The organism is Saprospiraceae bacterium (genome assembly GCA_016713025.1).
Lineage (GTDB): Bacteria > Bacteroidota > Bacteroidia > Chitinophagales > Saprospiraceae > OLB9.
This window is the reverse complement of sequence record JADJPZ010000004.1, coordinates 1,993,642-2,016,659: the sequence shown is the minus strand read 5'-3', so window position 1 is coordinate 2,016,659 and position 23,018 is coordinate 1,993,642. Positions and strand designations below refer to the sequence as shown.

Genomic DNA, 23,018 nt, shown 5'->3' with positions numbered 1-23,018 from the left:
TAGATAAGGCTATATTATGAAGTCCTTCCCTTCTAAGGGAAGGATTTAGGATGGGTAAAAACAAGTAAAAATACTTTATCTAAACGACATTGTATTAAAATACCATTGATACATATTGATTTGTGAGAAAAATAACTAATTTTGTGCCCTTTATTCATCTTTATAAATAAAACAAATGAATTTTAAAACAATGAATTTTGTCATGCTTAGCATGTCTTTGACGCTTTTAATTTCATGCGATAGCAACAAACAAGCATCTCAGGAATCAGATAAAAATAGTACTCCTTCAACTTCAAATCCTAAAATAGTATACGTAAATATAGATACACTTCTTACAAAGTATAATTTATACATTGATAAAAAATCGGAGCTTGAGGCTGAGTCAAAGGTGGCAGAAAAATCACTTGCCGGAAAACTCGAAGCCTTCAGAAGAAGAGCTGGGCAGTTTCAACAGGAAATCGCTGAAATTCAGCAAAAGGCAAATACTATTGCCCCTGTAGAATTGAAAAAAATGGAAGAACGATATGCTCGTCAGCAACAAGACCTTATGAGAGAGGAAGAATCGCTTTTAAAACAAAGGGACAATGCAGCATTAGATCTGGATAAAAAACTACAGGAAACCCAAAAAGACCTGCAAAGCAAAATTGATGACTTTCTTGCAAAAGTTGCTGATGAAAAAGGGTATGATTTAGTCTTGATGAAGGGGTCATCAGGTAGTGTTATGTATGGCCGCAACACCCTTGATATCACTGATGATACCGTCAAAAGACTCAACGAAGAGTACACATCCTCCAAAACTAAGCAGGAGAAAAAATAGCTGATGCATGGGAAGAGCCCGGCTTTAACTTAATCAGGAAGGGTAGGTCGTCTCTTATTGGAATAATAGTCGTAGGGGGAATTATAATATTTATTGATGTTTGCTTAATCCCTAACTGGGAACTCTTGGAAGCATTCATCAAAATTAAAAACACTGATCCTTATATTTTACTGAAAAAAGACCCAAGATCAGTACTGATTCCTATATGATTTGTCGCACCTGCAAGATGATGGTAACCTACGCCATAGTCCAGCTTGAATGCATTGATTTTGATACCCACTCCTAAGCTGAATCCAGCAAAACTTCTGAAGTTAGCGATGGAGAGTTCTTTCCTGCGCAGATGATTATATCCTGCCCGTAGGCGCAGATTTTGATTTTTACCCAGTAAAAACTCCCCGTTAAATATCAAGTGGCGGAATAAATTGTCAACGGCTATTGAGAAAGAACTCTTATTGATGGGCTCTCCGAAAATGTCAGTATCACTCTGTTGAGACGGATCATCATACCTTGCATTTGCTCTGTGCAGTTGATGGGCAATCACTGAAAACCTGAAAGGAAGATATTTTAGTTTTTTGGAAATTCCAATTTGTACATCCAGGGGCATTCCGAACCTTGTGCCATTGTAAGTAGTAAACTCATAACCTATATTTTTTATAACTAATGCTACGGTAAATTGTGAGGAATCATTTTGATAGTTAATACCGAGGTCAGCTGCTACACCAAATGAAGAGTAAGATTCGGGGTGACTAAAAATCGTTTTTAAATTTGCTCCAGCTGAAAATCTTTCGGCTATCCTTCTGGAAGCTCCGACAATGAATGCTGTTTCCCGGACTGAAAACTGATCTTGCTTATTGCCCAAATAATCTGCGTAATTAAAATCTCCGTAATTGATGTATTGCACTCCGGCATGAGTATTCAGATTCCACTTGTTAATATGCCGCCCATACCCAACATATCCATTCTGTATATCTGCAAAATGGAAGTTATGCGTAAACGCTATACGATTGTGCATTTTGACATTTAAGGATGCAGGGTTGGAAAGTGTTAAGCTTATGTCTTCATCCATCACACTGATCAGATATCCACCCAATGCAGTAAGCCGGGGTGATGCCGGAAGATTCAGGAATTCGTAGGCACTCTTTCCACCTATTTGAGCGTAATTCATCTGCATCAACAATCCAAAAAAGAAAAATAATGTAATAGGTCTGAGTTTATTCATATTTGACAGTATCAGTATTTATTGCCGGCATACCTGGTTTCCATATTGTAGTACATATGGCCATAGTATCACATTTCATAATTTTCAGAATGGCACCTGTAGAATCATATTCATGTAATATTCCAAATTCCTGATCTCCGTTTCTATAATTACCTTTCCAGTGGATTTTCCCATTTTGATAATATTCCTGAAAAGGTCCGTTTTCTGCATTTTCTACCATGGTTACTTCTTCTTTTATTTTGCCGTCAGGATAATATATCTTCATGATACCGGCTAAGGTATTTTCAGAATATGTTTTTTCAACTTGAATGATACCATTTTCAAAGTATTGCAGGTATGGACCATTTAGTTTGCCTTTTGAGTCATAAGACTCAATGACATCAGGATTTCCATTTGTAAAGTATATATTTCTTTTGCCGGTGAGCATGCCATTTGAATAAGTGCTTGATTCTTTGATCTTTCCTGATGGATGGAAAGACGTATAAGCGCCGTGTTTGATACTATCGTGAATCACGTGATACTCTTCGATAATAGCACCTGAGTTGTCCTTTATAGTTATTTTTTTTGCATCATTACACGCAAATAAGGCAATTGCAACAAATATCAGAATAAATCTCATAGATGCCTTAACGTTCAAAACTCATAATTTTGTATAAAATCTATGACAAAAATCTGATATTACTTCAATCCTCTTCTTTTGAGTTCATTATTTATAAATTTTAACTCCCGGCTCATATCTCCTGTCACAGATGCATTCTCCTGAGCCCTTCTGATGAGGTAGGGGACTACATCGCGTATAGGGCCGTACACCACATATTTAGCCGCATTATAGCCTGCATGGGCCAGATTGTATGTGATATTATCACTCATACCATACAATTGGCAAAAGTTGATATGAGCGTGATTGTGTTCTATCCCATTATCATGGATAAGTTGTGCCTGCAAAAGATTACTATCCATATTGTGGGAAGCACAGCATGAAGAGATGGTTTCATAGTGCTCTACGCAATATCTTATACCATCATTAAAATCTCGGTCAGTCGCTGCTTTATCAGTTTGTATCGGGTCAGGATATTCCATTTCTTCCGCTCTTAGTCGTTCTTTATCCATATAAGCACCTCGCACCATTTTACAACCAAAAATGACTCCATTTTTCCTGCATCTTGCATGATCTCTTTTAATGTGGGAAAGCTTTGATTTTAAATACAACTGGTACGTATTATAAACTGTCGGGCGTTCTTTATTGTATTTTTCAGACATTTGCATGACCAACTCGTCGATAGGGTCTTGTATCCAGCTTTCTTCAGCATCTACAAAAACACTGATACCCAATTGGTGCGCTTTACTGCAAATCTCATCCAATCTTTCACAAAGATGCTGATATTTTCTTTTCTCTCCATCCGAGAGTTTTTCGTTTTTCTGCATCTTTTCAAGGATAGTCTGATCTACCAGACCGGTGACTTTTGTACTTATGACAGGTACAGAATTGTTGGATGCTGCCATCTCTATGGCTTTAAGATTTTCTTCAAGTACGGCATCGAGATCGTCTTCATCACTTTTGCCTTCCGCTCCGAAATCCAATACTGTCAATATGTCTGATTCATATAATTGATCTATAGTACTTTGACAATCCAGAAGAGATTCACCGCCACAAAACTGAGGAAAAATGGTGTGTCTTACTGCAAATTCCGAAAAGGGTACTCTGAACTTTACAGCATATAAACCAAGTTTTGAACCAACATTAACTAAGGTGCTGTTATTCATCAAATTAAATAACCATGCTGTTTTTTTCAGTGCTCTGTCTGATTTATGTGCGAATGCAATGGCTGTATTATCAAAATTAAGATCTAATTTAGGGTCAGGTTCGCTCATTATGAATTAAGTTTATGGTTTATTCCAGATTTCCCATGCTTTTTCTGCCTGGAGGATCAACATATCATAGCCATTTTTGACTTTGGCATTTCTTTTTGTTCCTTCGCTCAAAAATAAAGTTTTTTCCGGATTATATACTAAGTCATATAAAAAATAATTTTCATTTATCCAATCATATGGAATATCAGGACAAGAATCTAGGTTAGGGTACATACCTACGGGAGTCGTATTGATAATTAAGTTTATACCTGAAAAATCTTTCTGATCGATGTTACCGTATGTTAACCCTTTGGAATCATCCCGACTTATGTAGGTATACCTGATCTTCATTTTTTTCAAGACATACTCTACCGCTTTGGCAGCGCCTCCTGTTCCTAAGATGTATGCACCCGTGATATGCTGCGGAGATTGAATCAATTCCAGCAATGAAAGCTCAAAACCAATGACGTCAGTATTGTAACCTTTGGTTCGGCCATTGGTTACTGATATGGTATTGACTGCGCCAATTTGCAAGGCGTCAGGGTCGATTTCATCAAGTAACGGCAGCACTTGCTGTTTGTACGGCAGAGTTACATTTATGCCCGAAAGGTTTTTACTTTTTATCAGGTCGGGTAACAACTCTATGTGTTCTATTGGAAATGCTTTGTAGTCTGCGTCAATGTGGAGAGATTTGAACTTTTCGCTAAAATATCCCGGAGAAAAGGTGTGAGAAAGTGGAAATCCTATGATGCCAAAGTGCTTCATTATAATATTATTTGCAATTACAAAATGGTTGGACAAGACTGATCAAATCAGGAAAAAAAGATAGAAAATGAGATTCTAAAGCTTCAGAGTTGGCCTTCAAATCAGCAGTAACACTGCCGAAATTATGCGGGAAGTGAACTCTTCTACTTAAATGGTCGAAAGTTTTGTTTAATCTTTCCTCATTATAGCAGCTCATGAGAAAATCACTATTGATCATTTTAGGTAAGGCCATTTTGAGTTTTTCAGGAAATGTGTCTGATACCGAGATGAGATGGTCGTAGACTTTGTTTTTAAAGACTTCAAAGGACTCAGAGCTAAATATGTCCCAGTTTTTTATCAGAAAATAATCAAACAAAATATCTACTACCACTGGTGAATATTTGCCTTGTGTTGGCCTTAATAACAATATACATTTTTTTACTTCCGGATGATGGTCTGTAAAATGATCGATGCTTTTATGCAATTCTATACCCTGCTTAAGATACGGAGGTAGTGATTTGATGTCTTTTGTGGTAATAAAATCAGCCATAAAGTTGCCTGTCAGGAGATTGCCATCCTGACACGAAAGGTAGATATGGGCCAGATGATTCATGAATCAGGTTATGTTTTCAAGAATGGGCTCATGTTTGAGTGACCGGAAATCCACCTGACTGACTGCTGATATACCAGGTTCATTCATATAGACTCCATACAATACATCTACTTCCGCCATAGTCGATTTATTGTGTGTCACGATGATAAATTGTGACTCAGTACTGAATTTTTGAATGATTCTGTTGAACTTTTGTATGTTAGCATCGTCCAATGGTGCATCCACCTCGTCAAAAATACAAAATGGTGCCGGCTTTAACAAATACAATGCAAACAATAGGGCAGTGGCAGTCAGTGTTTTTTCGCCGCCTGATAGCTGACTGAGGGATTTAGGCTTCTTACCTTTAGGTTTAGCTATAATTTCTATTTCGGACTCCAGTGGATTGGATGGATCCAATAGTATCAGGTCGCAGGTGTCATCTTCAGTAAATAGATTTCTGAACACCGTGATAAAGTTTTCACGAACTTTGCCGAAAGCTTCCATAAATTGATGCGTGGCGGTAGTTTCTATTTCTTTCATGGTATCCATCAGGCTATCTTTGGCATCGAGGATGTCTTTTCTCTGTACCTCTATATTGTCATACCTGATTTTCATCTCATTATATGCCTCTACAGCCAGCGGGTTTATGTCTCCGTAAGATGACATACGCGTTTTTACTTTTTCCAGCTCACCAGCCATAGTTTCAAATTCGCCATCTTCTATATCAATGCCTTGATTGATGAAATCATTGATAGAAGCATTAAATTCTATCCGAATACGCTCTGCAATGGATTGTATCTGAAATTTCTGCTCCGAATATTTGTCCTTCAGATTTTGTATCGTCTGCTGCAGCTTTGCCTGGTGTCTGCTGATGTCTCTGATGCTGTCTTCGAGCGTACTGATGTTATTTTTTGCAGAAAAAAAGTCCTGTTCGGCCTGACTAAGTGTCGATTGGAAATTTTTCTTTTCGGTATAAAGTGTCTGTAATTCTGTATCTAATTTTATCAGTTGATCTTCGATATCTATTCTCTCTCTGTCTTCTGAAAGCAGTCTGTCCCTTTCATTATTGAGTTTCAAGTTCAATTCAGATAGTTTTAGCTCCTTAAATTCCTTATCTTTTATAAAGTTTGCAATAAGGTTTTGATGTCTGATAAGATTTATATTGTCGGTGTTGTATTTTTCTGAAGCGGCTGATAGCGTTTCTGCCATCTGATCCATATCAGTGTTCTGATTTTGATCCGGTTTGATGAGGTCGGCTATCTTCTTTTTGATACTTTTTACTTTCTGTTCTTCTGCTGTTATTTTTTCAGCGTGTTCTGCCATTTGTTGACGGATGAGTTTTAGTTTTTGCTCATTTTCACTTCTAAAACTTTCAAATGTTTGTATTTGATGGTCAAGTTTGACTTTATCTTTGGATATAGAATTGATTTCACCTTTGAGTGACTCTATTATTTTGTGTAAATCATTTGATTTAAGTTGTTCTATTTCTTTGTTCAATTTTTCCAGATGGAGCTTCTCCTGATCTCTGGACTTTGTATTGCTATCGATAAAAATGGACAATTTTTCTAAATTCTGCCTGCGTCCTATTTTTTTTCCTTCAAAGAGCCCGACAGAACCACCGGAAATAGCATAACCTTTTTTAAGAAAAGTACCTTTGGAGGAAATGATTGTAATATTTTCAATATTGGAAGATTCCAATTCTTCTACATCCCCATCAAATATATATACGTTGGCCAATAAAGCATCAATGAGCATTTTATAATTCTCATGTGTTCTGACAACATCTGTTGCTTTGATCAATTCCAGATCATTGACCACCACAGGTTTTTTTGGTAGTATTTGGTCTGTTATAAAAAAATTCGCTTTTCCTTTTTGAGAATTCTTCAAAAGGTTGATGCCCTGAATTGCTTCTTTTTGAGTCTGTACAACATAATAATTCAGGTATTGGTCAAGGTACAATTCCAGTGGTGCTTTATATTCTTCTTTTACATCAAGTAAGTCAGAAAGCAATGGAATATCTTTTTTCCAGTTTTCATTGAGAAATTTTATTGATTCCGGAAATCCTTCAAAATTGTCAATCATACTTTTCAGGAGGTCATATTCATTTTGCTTGGAATCAAGATTCCTGTTTATTTTATTGACCTCATCGCGTATGTTGTCTCTTTTGAGTTCAAGTTCAATGATTTTTTGTTTTCTGTTATTATCATTGTCAATAAAAGTCTTTAACTCCCCGTCTTTTAATTCCAGCTGAGCATTGACAGCTTCCAGTGATTTGCTGTATTCACCTTTTTCTTTTGCTTTATAATCAACGAGTTCTTTGATCCTATGGGTTTCATTTTCAAGATTTTCAACCGTATTTCTGAAAATGGCTATTTGTTTTTCAATCTCAAAGTTCTGTTTTTCAAGGTTTTGTTTTTCCTTTTGTCGGGTGTCAAAGCTTATTTTGGCAGTTTGATATTCTGTTTTGATGGCTTCATAAGCAACAGATGAAGATTGCAATAGTTGATTTAATTTTTCCAATTGCAGGTTTTCATCCGAAATTCTGATGGTTAAGGCATTATTATCAGATTGTATTTTTGCAAGCTCAGATTCATTGGAACTGATGGATTTTTGCAGGTGCTCTTTGTTTTGCTTTTTGAAACCTGCTTTTTGGGTAAGAAGCCCTTTGTCATTTTCTCGGGTTCGAATCTGATAGACCAGATCATTCAGTCTTTTTTGTTGATCTGTCAATATCACTTCTTTGTCAGTGTTTTCTTTCTTATCTTTGGCAAGTTGTGCTTCGAGCTTGTACAAGACTGCATCTTGCAAACGATACTCATCCTGATCCCTGACCAGCTGATCTGATATGTTTTTGTATTGTGCTTTGAGCTTTTGAATCGAAGTTACGGCATGTTTGATACTCAGTTCCTTATAATCTGCTTTAAGATCCAAATATTTTTGCGTCCTTTTTGCTTGTTTCTCTAATGATTTAAGGTTGCCTTCGATTTCATAGAGCAAGTCGTCAATTCGGTTTAAATCTTCTGAAGCACTTTTGAGTTTATTAAGGGTTTCTCTCTTTCTTACCTTGTATTTGGAAATCCCTGCAGCCTGCTCAAACATTCTGCGGCGTGCATTTTCTTTGTCATCGAGTATATCATCCACCATCCCCAAGGCTATGATGGCATAAGAGTTGGAACCTATTCCCGTATCCAAAAATAGAGAATTAATATCCTTCAACCTGCAGATGACATTATTGAGTCTGTATTCAGACTCACCTGTCCTATAGAGTGTTCTTAAAATCGTAACTGTCTGATATTCAGTAGGGAGAATGTTTTTTGTATTGTCAAATGTAAGTGAAACTGTAGCAGTAGGTGCCTCCTTTTTAGTCTTTGTACCATTGAATATGACATCAGACATAGCGTCAAGCCGGAGTTCTTTACTTTTTTGTTCGCCCAAAACCCATCGGATAGCATCTACTATATTGGATTTGCCGGATCCGTTAGGTCCTACTACGCCGATTACATTCTCACTGAAGTTCAGTAAAGTATCATTTGCAAAACTTTTAAAACCCTTAATCTGCAGGCTCCTCAATCTCATGGTGCAAAGGTAAAAATAATTTATAATTACTCGCAGTCGGCATATACATTAGTGTGTATAGCAAGCTGCAAGAATTCAAATTTTCTATATCGCTACCATCATTCCCAAGCATAGCTTGGCAGGCTCTTAAGAGCTTGTCAAGCTACGCTTGAGACGACCCGCCCGATTCAAACACGATTTTACCGTATATTAAGAAGAATATTGAAAAAATGAAAAAGTGCAATTAATTATGCTCACATATACTATGAAAGAAGATAAATTCGTTAATAGCAGGCAAAAAAAAAATCACTTAAGCACAGAATAGTAAATTTGTGCATATTCTGAGTAACTTTAAATTTACTTCCATTCTTTTTAGGGTAGTATCCGATGGGAGAATGGCTTCATAACGGAGCCATTTTAGATATTCAAGGTAAAAAAAATGGTCATAATTAGTAAAAAACAGGATTTGACATTAAACTTTTTTTTGTAATATGATATTTATGACCTAATATTGTGCGATTTTTTAAAAAAAAACAGCTAAAATGTCTACACCAGTAAACGTAACCACTAGGTACAGCGATGATGAACTTAAGGAATTTAAAGATATCATTGATAAGAAACTTGCTAAAGCCTCAGAACAATATGGTTCCCTAAAGGAACAGTTGAAAGATATTACTGAAAATAACAATGATGACTTTGCCAAAGATATCACTGATTTTTCTTCTATCCAGTCTGAGCTGGAGATGCTCAATAATATGGCCAACCATCAGCGTAAATATATCCAAGATCTGGAAAATGCATTAATAAGAATCAATAACAAGTCTTATGGTATTTGTGTAGTGACTGGTGAACTGATTGAAAAAAAGAGATTACTGGCAGTACCTACAACGACTAAATCAGTAGTTGCTAAAACTCAATCTGAGATGAAAGATGTGCAGGTTCCAAAAGACAAGTCACGCGGATTTGATGATATCGATGAGGCTGAAGATGATAAACCGGCAAAAAAAGCAGAACCAAGAAAACCTGTGATCATCACCAAGGTAATCAAAAAATCTTCCACAACCAAAGCTGCTGCTGAAATCGACGATGATGATCTTGATAAGATATTTTCAGAACTGGATGTCATCAAAGAGCTTGATGAAGCAGAATTGGGACTTGATGATGAAGAAGATACTTCATTTGATGATGAAGAGGATCTGGATATGATCGCAGATGACGAGCCAGAGGATTATGATGATGAGGATATGTAATAACCTAAATATCTAAAATGAGATTAGTAGTGAGAGCTTCAACTTCAAGAAAATCAGCACTTTTAGCGACAAATCATACTGTGTGCAGCTATGCTGTAGTCACCACTATGGTGCGAAGCTAAAAGTGAGCAAAGCGACTGATTTTGAAGTATTTGGAGGTCGTAATAGATTATCATTTTAGATTTTTAGGTATTACATAGGCTCTAAGAGTTTGTTTAAATTTTTATTGCCTTAAAATCAATATATTATGAATCTGGCTTCAAAATAGTCGCTTCATTTAGTTCACTAAATTAAATAAATAATTATCTTATCGACAGAACCATATTCTCTTGATTTAAAACTATATTTTTTTTTAAATATACTCTAAAATACTTCTGACCAGTCCTCCTGCATATCTTTGATTTCATGATTGATCCAATCATAAGCTATATGATGTGCTTTCAGCCCATCTTTTTCTATTATTGTTTCACCAAATGACAACTTGACTTCTGTCTTCCATTTTGAAAACTGATAGAAGTACTGCGGCAGGAATTTTTCCAAAACCCATAAGTCTTGTTTGTGCTTAAATTCAATAGCTACGGGCATTACAGGTAAATTATTTTCAGCGGCTTCAATAAATGTACCCTTCCTGAATGGCAGCGTGTGGGCAAGCTTTCCGACAGTACCTTCAGGATAAACCAAAACATTGTATCCTGACTGTATAGTTTCTACCATTTTACTCCGTGTATGATTGCGCGAATGCTGATTTTGCCTGTTGACCCAAATCACCCCTGTCAACTCTGCACCTTTATTTATGATTGGATAATTCATAACCTCAGCTTTTGCAATCACGAATGCGTCAATGTAACTGCATAACACGATAGGATCGGCAAACGACCGATGATTTGAAACGTATAATGAAGGAATGTTTGATGGATGTCCTTTTTGTTCAACTTTTATATTCAAAACCGGAATACACCAATAAGTCAGATAAATTTTTCTGAGTTTAAAAGCCCTTTCTTTGGTATGCTTTAAAAATATGCAGGAGATTCCATAAAACAGCATAAATAAGATCATGCCTCCAAATACCAGAATAGCCCTAATGGCAGCGATGATGTAATAAAAAATGTTCAAGTGTAGGAATTTAGGAGTAAATGACATTAAGTGCTGAAACCACTTTTTCCATTTCTTCAGTTGTGCCGGTGGAAATTCTGCACCATTCATTTAAAGGCGGGAAAGGCCGGCCTACTCTGATATTTTGATCCAGCATTTTTTTAGCAAAGTCATTGATATTCATACCTGTTTTAAAAAATACAAAGTTTGCATGACTTTGAGTATAAGTAAGTTGATGTTTATCAAATGCTTTTGTGAGAAGCGTTATTGACTCTTTATTTTTGGAAACACTGAACCTGTAAAAATCCATTTCATCCATAGCATTTGATGCCGCTATCAGTGCTAAAATATTGGGCCTGTCAATTCTGAATTTGTCTAATCTTTTGATAATGTCCGGTCTGGCTATCAGGTAACCAATACGAAGCCCGGCAATGCCAAAAATCTTAGAAAACGTTCGCGAAACTATCACGTTCAATCCTTCTTTGACCAATGTAGTCATAGAAGGGTAGTCAGCAATATTTATATAATCAATATATGCTTCATCTGAAAAAACCATGGTACGTTTTGCCATTTTTGTACAAAAATGTGACATTTCATCGGAAGGTAAAATAGTGCCTGTAGGATTATTGGGGTTGCAGACAAACACCATTTTTGTATCCTGAGTACATCGTTTCTCCATAGTTTCGAGGTCGATACCCAGGTCTTTTTTTACCGGCACTTTATGGACATATGCACCACAAGCTTCGGCATAGTTGATCATGGCTTCGAAGGTCGGATCAGGGGCCACGAGTTCACCTCCTTTTTGCATATATGCCAATGCTGCAATTTTCAGACCTTCTGTAGATCCAATAGTGAGCAGTATATTTTCAGGGGAAAGCCCCTCTTTGATGGCTATTTTTTTGGTTAAGTTATCCATCTCACCAAAAGGATATCTGCAAACTTTGTCAAAAGCAGATGTCATTTTATCACGAACATACTTCGATGGTCCATAAGGGTTTTCGTTGGAACTCAGGCGTATCACTTCATCAGAACCATTGTCCAGAGCATCAAATGTATCGACATAAGGGTTTACAGCATTGATGCTGAATAATCTATCTGTAAAAAATGTGGCAGTTCCTGCTGCCAGACCTGCCGACCGCAGCCATTGACGTCTGTTGATTGATCCCATGCTTTGACTTTTATGGCAAATATAGGAGCATCTACCGAATTATGGTAATTTTACAGAAAAAACATTGAATTATCAGAAGGCTTCCACTTTACTCCTTCTCCGGCTTCATCTGTGGAAAGAATAAAACATCCTGAATAGAATTTTGATTGGTCATGATCATAGCAAGCCTGTCCATACCAATGCCTAGCCCTGCCGTAGGTGGCATTCCGTATTCCAGTGCACGCAAAAAATCTTCGTCAAGCACCATGGCTTCTTCGTCACCTCGTTTTCCCAATTCGAGCTGAGATTCAAATCTTTGTCTCTGGTCTATGGGGTCATTTAGCTCAGAAAAAGCATTGCAGATCTCTTTTTTATTGCATATGGCTTCAAATCTTTCAACCAATCCAGGCTTTGTGGCATGTTTTTTTGCAAGCGGTGACATCTCAACAGGGTAGTCTGTAATGAAAGTAGGCTGGATAAGATTTCCTTCGCAGGTTTCACCAAAGATTTCATCTATGAGTTTGCCTTTTCCCATGGTATTATCCACGTGTACTTTCAATTTGTGGGCAACATCCCGGAGAGCGGCTTCATCCATATCACTGATGTCTATGCCTGTAAAATGTTCAATGGCTTCATACATCGTGAACCTTTTCCATGGACGCTTGAAGTCAATCAGATTTTCTCCCACTTGGACCTGTGTTGTACCATAAATATCCAATGCCACTTTCTCCACCATTTCTTCCACCAATTCCATCATCCACTTGTAGTCCTTGTATGCAACATATAGTTCTATCTGGGTGAATTCAGGATTGTGAAACCTGCTCATACCTTCATTTCTGAAATCCTTGCTAAATTCATACACTCCATCAAAACCACCAACGATCAATCTCTTGAGATACAATTCATTAGCTATCCTTAGATAAAGCTTCATGTCAAGAGTATTGTGAAAAGTCGTAAAAGGTCGGGCTGCTGCACCACCGTAAAGCGGTTGCAATACCGGAGTCTCAACCTCGAGATACCCCTTTTCGTTGAGGTATTCCCTCATAGAATTGTACATTTTGGTTCTCTTGACAAATACATCTTTGATATGGTCATTGACCACAAGGTCTACATATCTTTGTCTGTATCGTTGCTCAGGATCTGTAAATGCATCATAAATGTTTCCTTCATCATCTTTTTTTACAACCGGAAGCGGCCTAAGAGATTTTGAAAGCATCTTTAATTCAGTTACATGTACAGTACATTCTCCCATTTGAGTGTAAAAAGCAAAACCTTTGATCCCAATAAAATCTCCAAGGTCAAACCATTTTTTAAATGCATCATTATAAAGAATTTTGTCTTCACCGGGGCAGATTTCATCCCGGTTGATGTAGATTTGTATTCGTCCCGAACTATCCTGCAGCTCAGCAAAAGAAGCCTTACCCATGATTCGTTTTGACATGAGTCTCCCGGCCAAACTTATAGATTGATAAGTAGTATCACCTTCCTTAAAATTTGATTTGATTTCGTGAGCAGTGGCATTGATTTCAAATGTGGCACTTGGATAGGCTTCAATACCGGCTTCTGTAAGTTTGTTTAGATTTTCGCGTCTTACGAGTTCCTGTTCTGACAAATGATGCATAGAGCTAAAAAATTTTAAGGCGCAAAAATAGTAAAATTAAGCTTCTTAGCAAAAAGAGTATGTTTAAACTTTTATCATTTGGCTCCAAGCGACAAATTTAATTTTTCGCCAGCGTTATATTTTTCGCCGTAACTTCCGGCTACGACTGCAAAATATGCCTTGTCCAAAATTAAATTTGCTCACTTTCGCTCAAACATAAAAATTTAAACATACTCTAAATACTCTAATGTATTCTGTGAATATCATATTGCACTTTTATGTATTTTAAATATCAAATACTAAAAAAGGTATAAAATAGGGTGGGTCGTCCCTTCAGGGATTGAGGGTAAAGGCAGGCATTTGCAATTTTGTGCAATAATTTTATACACACTTTAAAGTATTAAAGCTGACTTTGGTATACTTTACAATATCCTGTAAAAATGATTTTCGAGGTGGTTGCGCATTCCCGCCCTGAATTTTTCAGTATCACGGGTAGCAAGGATTTCTACGAGCTGTAAGTGGGACGTAAATCTCTTTTTTGATGTCTTTAAACTGAGAAGTCCGCTGGAATAAATGTAGTTATATACTGGCAAAAGCAATTTTTGAAACTCCTTCAGCGTCGAATTTCCGGTGATTTCATACAATTTTCCATGAAATCTGATTTCATAATCCACGTCAAATAAAGAATCGGCATCAGGTGTAAGCTCATCCTTGACAATCTCATAAAGTTCTTTGATATCATCATCAGTTGCCCTTGCTACTACAAAATCAGACATACCTACCTCCAGTGCCAGTCTCATTTCAAAAATATCCTTCAGGGTGTTGTCATCCAGAATGTGCGGGATGATAGACTTTTGTAAGATTTGCCCGATATCAGGGCTTTTTATGACTGTACCTTTCTTCTTGCGGGTTTCAATCAAACCCATAGTCCGCAGCCTTGTAAGAGTTTCTCTGACTACGGTTCGGCTTACTCCCAGTATTTCAGCAAGCTCCAATTCCTTCGGAATCGAGTCACCTACTTTTAACTCTTTTTTTGCAAAAAAATCAAGTAGGCTAAGTTCAACCTTGTCCACCATACTACTATTGTCAATAGCAGTCAATGTCTTAAATGATCTGAGTGCTTCCATAAAAAACAGCAAAGTTAGTTTTTAAAAATTATTTTCATAAAAAATTTCTTTGAAGAAAAGGAAATGAATAATTTTGCGATATGTATGACATAATGCACAAATATATATACTATTTTTAAATTTTGTGCTATTTGAAGCAGATACTTTAAGTTCCATCAAAAATTATAAAATATTTATTTTGCCGGCATCAATAACTTTATTGGAAAAAACATTAATCCTTAATCTTAAAGCTTGTAATCCCAAACAGCAAGGAAGGTTCTTATGTGAATGGATAGATCAAAGTATTGGTACTAAAAGGAATAATAGAACGAGGATCACAGCAAATGACGGTGAATTCCCATTGGATGGACCTGTAGACGAATATCTGAGTGATAACAATTTTTGTGTCAAGGGTGTAGTGGATACTTATCGCAATGTCACTCCAATGGCCTTGGAAGTTAAAAAAGCCTATCAACACATCTTGACTCAAAGGACAGAAAATAATACCATCAACAAATTACAAATACAGTTATTGGATAAAGTTTGAATAATAGAAAACACATGAAATGAGCATGAATCATCTTTGTGGTACACAAACCTTGATGATTATTTTCATACGAAACGTAAGTTCGATAACACCAAAGATGGAGATAAGGTATCAATTCCATCTGACAATTAAAAATCAAATAAAAATAAACACATGAAACATATATATTTATTTTTTGCATCATTTATATTCTTTGGAAGTGTTGCTCAAAGAGATACAATAAATTTAAATTCTGGCTGGCACTTTGTAATGGATCAAAAAGCCATAGGTATTTCTGAAAAATGGTTTGAACAAAATTTACCAAGCAACCGTGTGGTCAATTTACCACACACCTGGAATATTGAAAACGAAAATCAGAATCACTATGGATGGGCCTGGTATCAGAAGAAACTTAACATTCCTGCTGAATGGAAAAACAAGAATGTGGTCATCAGGTTTGGTGCGATCAACCATACTTCCATGATCTATATCAATGGAAAAAAAGTAGAACAGAATATCGGTGATGGGTTCAATAGTTTTAGTATCAATCTCAACAAAAAACTAAATTATGGTAAAGAAAATGTCATCACTGTTGGTGTAAATAATGATTATGGAAAATACAAAGTACCGTATGGCAATTCATTTGATTGGCCCAATGACGGTGGTATTATCCGCAAAGTGGCTTTATTAATAAGTGTTAAACCATCCGCAAAGTACATTCTTGCCGAGCCAAAACTGGACATTGAAAGCAATGCAGGAAACTTAAAATTGAAGGTGGGCTTTGAAGAAATGACTACAAACAAAGATATTCAGTTAGCCATTACGATAAGAGAGGAAAACCAGCCGACTAAAAACATCATATATAATGCGACTTTAAAACCTATTTGGCAAAACGGAATAGCGTTGTTAAACATCAACTTGTCCAAAGTTAATCCATGGCATTTCGACTTTCCAAATCTATATCACATTGATGTAAAAGTACTTAATGGTAAACATTTAAGTGATCATATTTCAGCCACAGTCGGGTTCAGGGAATTTAAGTTTTTAAGAGGTAAAACCTATCTAAATGGGGAACGTATCAAACTTATGGGAGTAGAATGGACATCCGGCAGTAACCCTGATTTTGGATTTGCTGAAACAGATTCTGTCATTTTGAGTCAGTGTAAACTGATGAAAGAAGTTAATGCAATATTTACACGGCAGCATTTTCAACAGGACGAATTGTTTTATGATTTTTGCGATCGAAATGGAATATTAGTACAACAGGAAGTCCCGCTTTGGGGACCTGAAACCCCGGCGAATGATACCATACGTAATATTTCCATGAAGCAACTGGAAAGGATGATTCACAATTTTTACAACCATCCAAGTATCTTTTCATGGGGTGTAGGTAATGAACTACGGGGAAGGGATGATGATATGAAAAAAATGATTGGAGAATTAATTTCAAAAGCCAGAATACTGGATTCATCACGTCATGTAGCATATGTCAGCAATACCCTTACAAGTAGCTTTTACAACAATCCATCATTTGCACCAGACGCAGCAAGTGACGGTGATTATATCATGATGAATGAATATGGGGCAAGTTGGTGGCCGGTACCATTGGGTCAAATTCATGCCTACCTGGACAGTGTGCATATGAGTTATCCGGATAAACCTTTTTTTATTTCTGAATTTGGATTGTGTGAACCAAATTTCAAAGGTGGCGACAAGAGGCGACTTGAAGACCTAATTTATCATATGGCAATATACGAAAGCAAACCCTATGTAGAGGGAGCAATTTATTTTGACCTGACAGATTATCGGACCCACTATCCCGGTACACCTGAAAATGATAAATTCAGAAGGAGGATTCACGGCATATATGATATGTATGGTCAGCCTAAACCTTCAATGACTGTACTCAGGGAAATGTCAACACCAGTCGAAGTGCAGCAAGTGAGGAAATGGAAGAAAGGCAAGTTGAACTTATTAATTTTTGGCAGTATAGGTTTGCCTCAACATAATGTAAAAGGATATAAACTCTACATCTCAGAAAAAAATCAAAATTATACATCAGGAAAAGTATATAATCTGCCTGATATCGTACCAGGCCAGCAACTGGACTTTGAAGTGGATGAAATAAATGATGGTAATGTGATAGTGACCATAGTCCGTCCTTCGGGATATATTGTGACTCAAAAGAACTTTTATTGGACAGAAGAAGACAAGTAAAATTCTTATGAATTGTTAAAGATAATATAATTAGAGTTTTCCATAGCTGGCAAGAATCAAGCATCATAAATACTTTATCAAATCTTTCATTTTTTTTAAAAATATTTATAAAAAAATTTTGATGGTTCAGGAAGATAACATAAATTTGCGTTATGTATGACATAATACGTAATTTAACTTTTTAATCATTAACACATTTTATAATGAAAAATTTAAAAACCAGAATTTTATTCATTTTCACCTTTCTGATCTTTTCCTGGACATTGGGTTTGTCACAGCTAAAAATCAATGGTACTGTAAAAGATGCCGGCAGTGGTATCACATTGCCCGGTGTTAATATTTTAGTGGTAGGTACTGATATTGGCACTGTGTCAGATGTTGACGGAACATTTACACTTACAGTAGATAATCCGAACGGTGAGATTTCAGTTTCTATGATCGGATATACCACAAAAAACATTCCGGTATTATTAGTTAAAGATCTGGAAATTATGCTTGAAGAATCTGCCAGTACTTTGGATGAAGTAGTTGTAGTAGGCTACGGTACGGTAAGAAAGTCAAAACTAATTTCCGCAGTATCAAAGCTTGATAATAAGTTTTTGGAGACAGGCCTTCGATCCAACCCGGCACAGGCATTAGCCGGTACAATTCCGGGGTTGCGTGTATCCAATACTTCAGGAAGACCTGGTGCCTTACCCAATATTGTGCTGAGAGGTGGTACAAATTTCGATGGAACCGGTAGTCCATTAGTTATCATGGATGGACAGATCAGAGGCTCGTTGAGTGATATTAATCCAGAAGAGATTGAGAGTATTGAAGTGTTAAAGGACGCTTCAGCTACTGCCATTTACGGTGCAAGGGCGAGCAATGGAGTGATACTTGTCACATCCAAGCGTGGCGCTGCAGGTACATCTGCCGTTACATTTAAAATAAGAAGAGGCTTCAGTGATCTAAATGTACCTTACAATTTTCTAAATGCAGAAGATTATATCAAATGGACACGACTTGGAGTAGTACAGGCAATGATCAACGGAACTTTAGGCACAGTGGCATCCAATACAGCATTATCAGCTGTTGGACCCAGAGGTACAGGGAATTTGTATAAAGATGCTTCCGGCAACATTGTGGATGGAAATTACAACACAGCAGGTATATGGAGTGTGATGAGATTGACCGATACCAATAAAGAGCTTTTGGGCAAACCAGGATGGAAGACCATGAAAGATGCAGTAAAAACCAACGCTGCCGGCAATTACGATCCAAATGGTAGTATTGCTGATTTGATATATAAAGATTTTAATTACGGTGACTTTGGTTTAAATCAGACAGCACCTATTGGGGATTATAACTTGGGATTCAGTGGTGGAAATGACAGAGGTAAATATTACGCAAATCTGGGCTATTATGACGAAGGTGGACTTTCAATTAGAACCTTTTACAAAAGATACAATTTTGCTTTTAACGGAGAGTATAATATCAACTCCTGGTTAAAATCCGAAAGCGGAATGCAATTTGCACGAGCAGACTGGAGAGATCAATCCTTGCAAAATGGAGAAGGTAATTATTGGGGAAGGATGCTTTCAGCTCCACCTACCATGAGAGGTTATAATGAAAATGGTGAATTGCTGCTTGGTAGAGATGCAAGCGATGGTAATCCTATCTATAATATTGATAAGTACAAAAGAAAAAACCAAACGGATAAAATCACTTTAAATCAGGCTTTTAAGGTAAATCTGACTAAAGATCTATTTGTAAGGGTCAATGGTATTTTAATGTATGATGAAGGCATTTCTGAAAGTTTTAATCAGGATTTCCGCATCGGAATATTAAGTTTAACTAACCCAAATACAGGATGGAACCGTGATCGAAGTTCATCATCTTCATTTGACAGAACCACCAGACAAACCTACAACGCCATCGTAAATTATACCCGGTCTTTCTCTCAGAAGCACAATATAGATGCTATGGCAGGATATGAATATTTCGATGCATATAATGAAGGTTTAGCCGCTAGTGGAAGATTGGCACCTACTGACGACTTTCAAGACCTGCAATTGACACAAAACAACGTTGACCAACAAACCAGAGGCACTGACTCCTACCATGCCAGAGAAAGGATTTTGTCTTCATTTGGTCGGGTAAATTATGATTATTCCGGAAAATATCTGGCATCTTTCACTGTCAGACGCGATGGATATTCACGTTTATTGGGTGATAATCGTTTTGGTGTTTTTCCCGCTTTTTCTGTTGGATGGTTGATGCATCATGAGGATTTTATGAAGTCTTTCAGTCCTTGGTTGTCTTTTATGAAATTAAGAGGCAGTTGGGGCCGAAATGGTAATGTAGGCGGCATAGGTACTTATGAACTTCAGGGTGCTTTCGGATCTCAAACCGCATATGCAGGTACAATAGGTTTTCTGCAAACAGGAATAGCGAACCCAAATCTAAAATGGGAAAAAACCAATACTACCGAAGTTGGAGCAGATATCGGTTTGTTTGATAACAAATTGAATGCATCGGTTGCATATTATAATAGAATCACAGATGATAAAATAGCCAATGTCCTGCTGCCTACGTCTTCTGGTGTTTCCAGTATTCGTACGAATAACGGAAGTATGAGAAACCGCGGTGTGGAATTGGAAGCAACATACAGATTGGTTCAAAGTAAAGATTTTAATATTCAGTTGGGTGCAAATGCAGCATGGAATAAGAATACCATCCTGAAGCTACCTTTCAATGGCAACGAAAATAACAGACAAGGCGGGCAACAAATATATGATCCCAAAACTGGTCAATTAATCTGGGTAGGTGGCTTCCAGGAAGGCCAGGAATGGGGTGAAATTTTTGGTTTTGTTAGTGACGGCATCATCAGAACTGCTGAAGATCTGGCTAATTATAATAAAACGGATCTTGCAGCAGGACAAGTTTGGTTCAATGGTTCAGCAGGTAGGAGAGTAGCTAGTCCAAAAATTATTGCAGAAAGAAAACTGACTTTGGCTGGCGGATGGTTGACTACTCAACTGGGTGACATGAAATGGAAAGATATTGACAACAATGATACCATTGATACACGTGACATGGTATCATTGGGAAGACAATTGCCACGCTGGACGGGTGGCTTCAATACCACAGTCAGTTTTAAAGGATTTTCTATATTAGGAAGATTTGATTTTGGTTTGGGCCATATTCAGCAGGATTTCATGCAGATGTGGGCATTGGCATCGGCACAAGGGGAATTTAATCCAACTGATCTTGTAAAAGATACATGGACACCAGAGAACCCTAACGCATCACTACCAAGATATGTATGGGCAGATCAACTCAATACTAAAAATTTTGACAGACCATCCAGTATGTTTTTTGTTCCATCTGATTACCTTGCGATTAGAGAAGTGACTTTGAGTTATACTTTACCGGTGTCTCTCATCAAAAAGCTTAAAATGTCAGCACTGAATCTGAGTGTCACAGGTCAAAACCTTGGGTATATTACACATAAAATGCTCAATTTACCGGAGAGAACAGGTGCTCAGAACAGCGCTTATACCATACCAACACAAGTGATTTTTGGCGCCAATGTTACTTTCTAATTTAAATACATCTGATAATTTTAAAAATTAATAAAATGAAAACTTTAAAATATTGTATTTACACATTTATAATTATTGCAGGTATATCATCTTGTTCAGATACGCTTGATCTTGCTCCTGAAGACTATTTTGGTAGTGGAAACTTTTGGCAAAACGAAGCTCAGGTCAATAACTTTATGGTCGGTATCCACAAGCAGATGAGAGACAACCAGTTTATGTTTGTAAGACTTGGAGAGATGAGAGGTGGCGGTTACAGCAATATAGACAGACAAAACACCTCACTGAACGAACTGCCGGTAATTGAGAACAGACTCAATGAAAACTCAACAGGTGTGTCAAATTGGGCTGGATTTTATGGCCCGATTCTCCAGATCAATTTGTTTATTCAAAACGTGGAGAAAATCACCTTCCTTAGTGAATCCCGCAAAAAGTATTTCTTGGGCCAGGCATATGGTATTCGTGCTTTCTATTATTTTCACCTGCTGAGGACATACGGAGGAGTGCCCATCAGGCTTGAACCTGAAGCACTAAACGGTAACACCGATCCGGTAGCTCTGAGAAAAGCACGTGCTTCTGAAGCAGAAGTACTGGCCACGATAAAAGCTGATGTAGCCAAATCGTTGGCTTCGTTTGGAGCAGCAGTGAGTCCTACAGAAAAAAGTCAGTGGAGTCCCAATGCATCAGCCATGTTGAAAGGAGATGTGTTTCTATGGTCAGCAAAAGTCTATGGCACCAACGCTGATCTGGCTGAAGCTAAGACTGCCTTGCAATCAGTAATAGGAACATCATTGCAATCCACATTTCCGAGTGTTTTTGCATCAAATCAAAAAAATAATAAAGAGATTATATTTGCTTTCAGGAATCTTGTCGGAGAGTCAGAAATGCAAAATATTGGTGCTTTTACTTATTCCACATTTAATTTTGACAATCAGCACTATAAAGATTCTTTAGCAAGCGGACCACTGCTCGTTGACCCTTTAATAATTGCAGCTTCGAACTCTCAACAAATAATACAAAGGTATGCTTATACTTTTGAGCTTTTTAAATTGTATGATGTAGCTGACAAACGAAGAGATGCTACTTTTTACGACTATTACAGAGTAAACAGAACCGGAAATCCACCATATGCAATTACCATCAGAAATACAGCGCTGGTTAAATTTCTGGGTGTGATAAATGCCAATAAACGATATTTTTCTGATGACTGGCCTGTTTACAGAGAAGCGGACAGGTTACTTATGCTGGCGGAAATTGCCAATGCAGAAGGTGCCGATCCTTCACCATTCATAAAACCTGTACGTGACCGTGCATATGCTCCAGCCGCAGATCCAAAACCATTTGTGAATTCATCCAGGGACAATAACGAAATAGCCATCTTTACAGAAAGATACAAGGAATTTGTTCATGAAGGTAAAACCTGGTATGACCTCCTTAGGATGAAGGCAGGAAGTGATCCTTTAGTTTTCAGAAGTACATTGCATCCTTTTGGGGTATTGGATAAAGCCACAAAATCTTTTGAAGTCAGATGGCCAATAGAACCGGCCGTCTGGACAAATGATCCGCTTGTGGATCAGACTCCGGGTTATCAGACAACAAAACCAAAATAACTAAGAAAAGAAATATACTGAATATCAGTTTATTGTTAATACTTTTGAGGTGAAAATGGATTGGTTTTTCATTTAGTACAAACATTGTACAAGGCTTTGATGATTGTT

16 protein-coding genes are annotated in these 23,018 nt (G+C 37.2%); 6 read left to right on the top strand and 10 right to left on the bottom strand.

What is annotated here, in order from left to right; all coding sequences use genetic code 11:
- Positions 1-175 precede the first annotated feature (175 nt).
- Positions 176-817 (top strand): OmpH family outer membrane protein, encoded by a 642-nt coding sequence (locus IPK35_14855; GenBank protein ID MBK8054501.1) that lies wholly within the window; start codon positions 176-178, stop codon positions 815-817.
- A gap of 160 nt (positions 818-977) precedes the next feature.
- Here IPK35_14855 and porQ read toward each other — a convergent pair whose 3' ends face one another.
- The 6 genes from porQ to smc are packed head-to-tail and all read right to left on the bottom strand — an operon-like array spanning position 978 to position 8,799.
- Positions 978-2,036, bottom strand: a complete 1,059-nt coding sequence (porQ, locus tag IPK35_14850) for a type IX secretion system protein PorQ (GenBank protein ID MBK8054500.1) — start codon at positions 2,034-2,036, stop codon at positions 978-980.
- Positions 2,029-2,673 carry a toxin-antitoxin system YwqK family antitoxin gene (locus IPK35_14845; GenBank protein MBK8054499.1) on the bottom strand — a complete coding sequence of 215 codons (645 nt, stop codon included), beginning with the start codon at positions 2,671-2,673 and terminating at the stop codon, positions 2,029-2,031. Before IPK35_14845 ends, porQ begins: the two co-directional genes overlap by 8 nt.
- A 41-nt stretch (positions 2,674-2,714) precedes the next feature.
- A complete protein-coding gene (locus IPK35_14840; GenBank protein ID MBK8054498.1) occupies positions 2,715-3,908 on the bottom strand; it encodes a proline dehydrogenase family protein in 1,194 nt (397 codons plus the stop codon).
- A gap of 12 nt (positions 3,909-3,920) precedes the next feature.
- Positions 3,921-4,652: a shikimate dehydrogenase gene (locus IPK35_14835; protein ID MBK8054497.1), complete on the bottom strand. Its 732-nt coding sequence runs from the start codon at positions 4,650-4,652 to the stop codon at positions 3,921-3,923.
- Positions 4,653-4,659: 7 nt separating this feature from the next.
- The gene (locus tag IPK35_14830; protein ID MBK8054496.1) at positions 4,660-5,244 is read right to left on the bottom strand and encodes a DUF479 domain-containing protein; all 585 of its coding nucleotides are present in this window, start codon (positions 5,242-5,244) and stop codon (positions 4,660-4,662) included.
- 3 nt (positions 5,245-5,247) lie between these two features.
- Positions 5,248-8,799, bottom strand: a complete 3,552-nt coding sequence (gene smc / locus IPK35_14825; GenBank protein MBK8054495.1) for a chromosome segregation protein SMC — start codon at positions 8,797-8,799, stop codon at positions 5,248-5,250.
- A 521-nt stretch (positions 8,800-9,320) separates the two neighbouring features.
- Between smc and IPK35_14820 the strand changes: the two genes are divergently transcribed.
- A complete protein-coding gene (locus IPK35_14820; protein ID MBK8054494.1) occupies positions 9,321-10,028 on the top strand; it encodes a hypothetical protein in 708 nt (235 codons plus the stop codon).
- Between the two features lie 363 nt (positions 10,029-10,391).
- Here IPK35_14820 and IPK35_14815 read toward each other — a convergent pair whose 3' ends face one another.
- The 4 genes from IPK35_14815 to IPK35_14800 form a co-directional block, all read right to left on the bottom strand.
- Positions 10,392-11,141 carry a 1-acyl-sn-glycerol-3-phosphate acyltransferase gene (locus IPK35_14815; protein ID MBK8054493.1) on the bottom strand — a complete coding sequence of 250 codons (750 nt, stop codon included), beginning with the start codon at positions 11,139-11,141 and terminating at the stop codon, positions 10,392-10,394.
- Positions 11,142-11,151: 10 nt separating this feature from the next.
- Positions 11,152-12,288, bottom strand: coding sequence for a histidinol-phosphate aminotransferase family protein (locus IPK35_14810; protein ID MBK8054492.1), 1,137 nt, complete (start codon positions 12,286-12,288; stop codon positions 11,152-11,154).
- Positions 12,289-12,376: 88 nt separating this feature from the next.
- A complete protein-coding gene (gene lysS / locus IPK35_14805; GenBank protein MBK8054491.1) occupies positions 12,377-13,888 on the bottom strand; it encodes a lysine--tRNA ligase in 1,512 nt (503 codons plus the stop codon).
- 401 nt (positions 13,889-14,289) lie between these two features.
- Positions 14,290-14,994, bottom strand: coding sequence for a FadR family transcriptional regulator (locus tag IPK35_14800; GenBank protein ID MBK8054490.1), 705 nt, complete (start codon positions 14,992-14,994; stop codon positions 14,290-14,292).
- Positions 14,995-15,094: 100 nt separating this feature from the next.
- On the opposite strand from IPK35_14800, the gene IPK35_14795 reads away from it, so the two are divergent.
- The 4 genes from IPK35_14795 to IPK35_14780 all read left to right on the top strand — a co-directional run bounded on the left by IPK35_14795 (position 15,095) and on the right by IPK35_14780 (position 22,910).
- Complete coding sequence (locus IPK35_14795) at positions 15,095-15,520, top strand: hypothetical protein (protein MBK8054489.1); 426 nt, start codon at positions 15,095-15,097, stop codon at positions 15,518-15,520.
- A 153-nt stretch (positions 15,521-15,673) separates the two neighbouring features.
- The gene (locus IPK35_14790; protein ID MBK8054488.1) at positions 15,674-17,716 is read left to right on the top strand and encodes a beta-galactosidase; all 2,043 of its coding nucleotides are present in this window, start codon (positions 15,674-15,676) and stop codon (positions 17,714-17,716) included.
- A 203-nt stretch (positions 17,717-17,919) separates the two neighbouring features.
- Positions 17,920-21,303: a SusC/RagA family TonB-linked outer membrane protein gene (locus tag IPK35_14785; GenBank protein MBK8054487.1), complete on the top strand. Its 3,384-nt coding sequence runs from the start codon at positions 17,920-17,922 to the stop codon at positions 21,301-21,303.
- A gap of 35 nt (positions 21,304-21,338) precedes the next feature.
- A complete protein-coding gene (locus tag IPK35_14780; GenBank protein ID MBK8054486.1) occupies positions 21,339-22,910 on the top strand; it encodes a RagB/SusD family nutrient uptake outer membrane protein in 1,572 nt (523 codons plus the stop codon).
- The last annotated feature ends 108 nt before the right edge of the window (positions 22,911-23,018 follow it).

Coding starts and splice junctions, on each gene's coding strand:
- smc (MBK8054495.1), bottom strand. CDS start 8,799: ATGAGATTGAGGAGCCTGCAGATTAAGGGTTTTAAAAGTTTTGCAAAT.
- IPK35_14830 (MBK8054496.1), bottom strand. CDS start 5,244: ATGAATCATCTGGCCCATATCTACCTTTCGTGTCAGGATGGCAATCTC.
- IPK35_14835 (MBK8054497.1), bottom strand. CDS start 4,652: ATGAAGCACTTTGGCATCATAGGATTTCCACTTTCTCACACCTTTTCT.
- IPK35_14780 (MBK8054486.1), top strand. CDS start 21,339: ATGAAAACTTTAAAATATTGTATTTACACATTTATAATTATTGCAGGT.
- lysS (MBK8054491.1), bottom strand. CDS start 13,888: ATGCATCATTTGTCAGAACAGGAACTCGTAAGACGCGAAAATCTAAAC.
- IPK35_14810 (MBK8054492.1), bottom strand. CDS start 12,288: ATGGGATCAATCAACAGACGTCAATGGCTGCGGTCGGCAGGTCTGGCA.
- IPK35_14800 (MBK8054490.1), bottom strand. CDS start 14,994: ATGGAAGCACTCAGATCATTTAAGACATTGACTGCTATTGACAATAGT.
- IPK35_14790 (MBK8054488.1), top strand. CDS start 15,674: ATGAAACATATATATTTATTTTTTGCATCATTTATATTCTTTGGAAGT.
- IPK35_14820 (MBK8054494.1), top strand. CDS start 9,321: ATGTCTACACCAGTAAACGTAACCACTAGGTACAGCGATGATGAACTT.
- IPK35_14840 (MBK8054498.1), bottom strand. CDS start 3,908: ATGAGCGAACCTGACCCTAAATTAGATCTTAATTTTGATAATACAGCC.
- porQ (MBK8054500.1), bottom strand. CDS start 2,036: ATGAATAAACTCAGACCTATTACATTATTTTTCTTTTTTGGATTGTTG.
- IPK35_14785 (MBK8054487.1), top strand. CDS start 17,920: ATGAAAAATTTAAAAACCAGAATTTTATTCATTTTCACCTTTCTGATC.
- IPK35_14855 (MBK8054501.1), top strand. CDS start 176: ATGAATTTTAAAACAATGAATTTTGTCATGCTTAGCATGTCTTTGACG.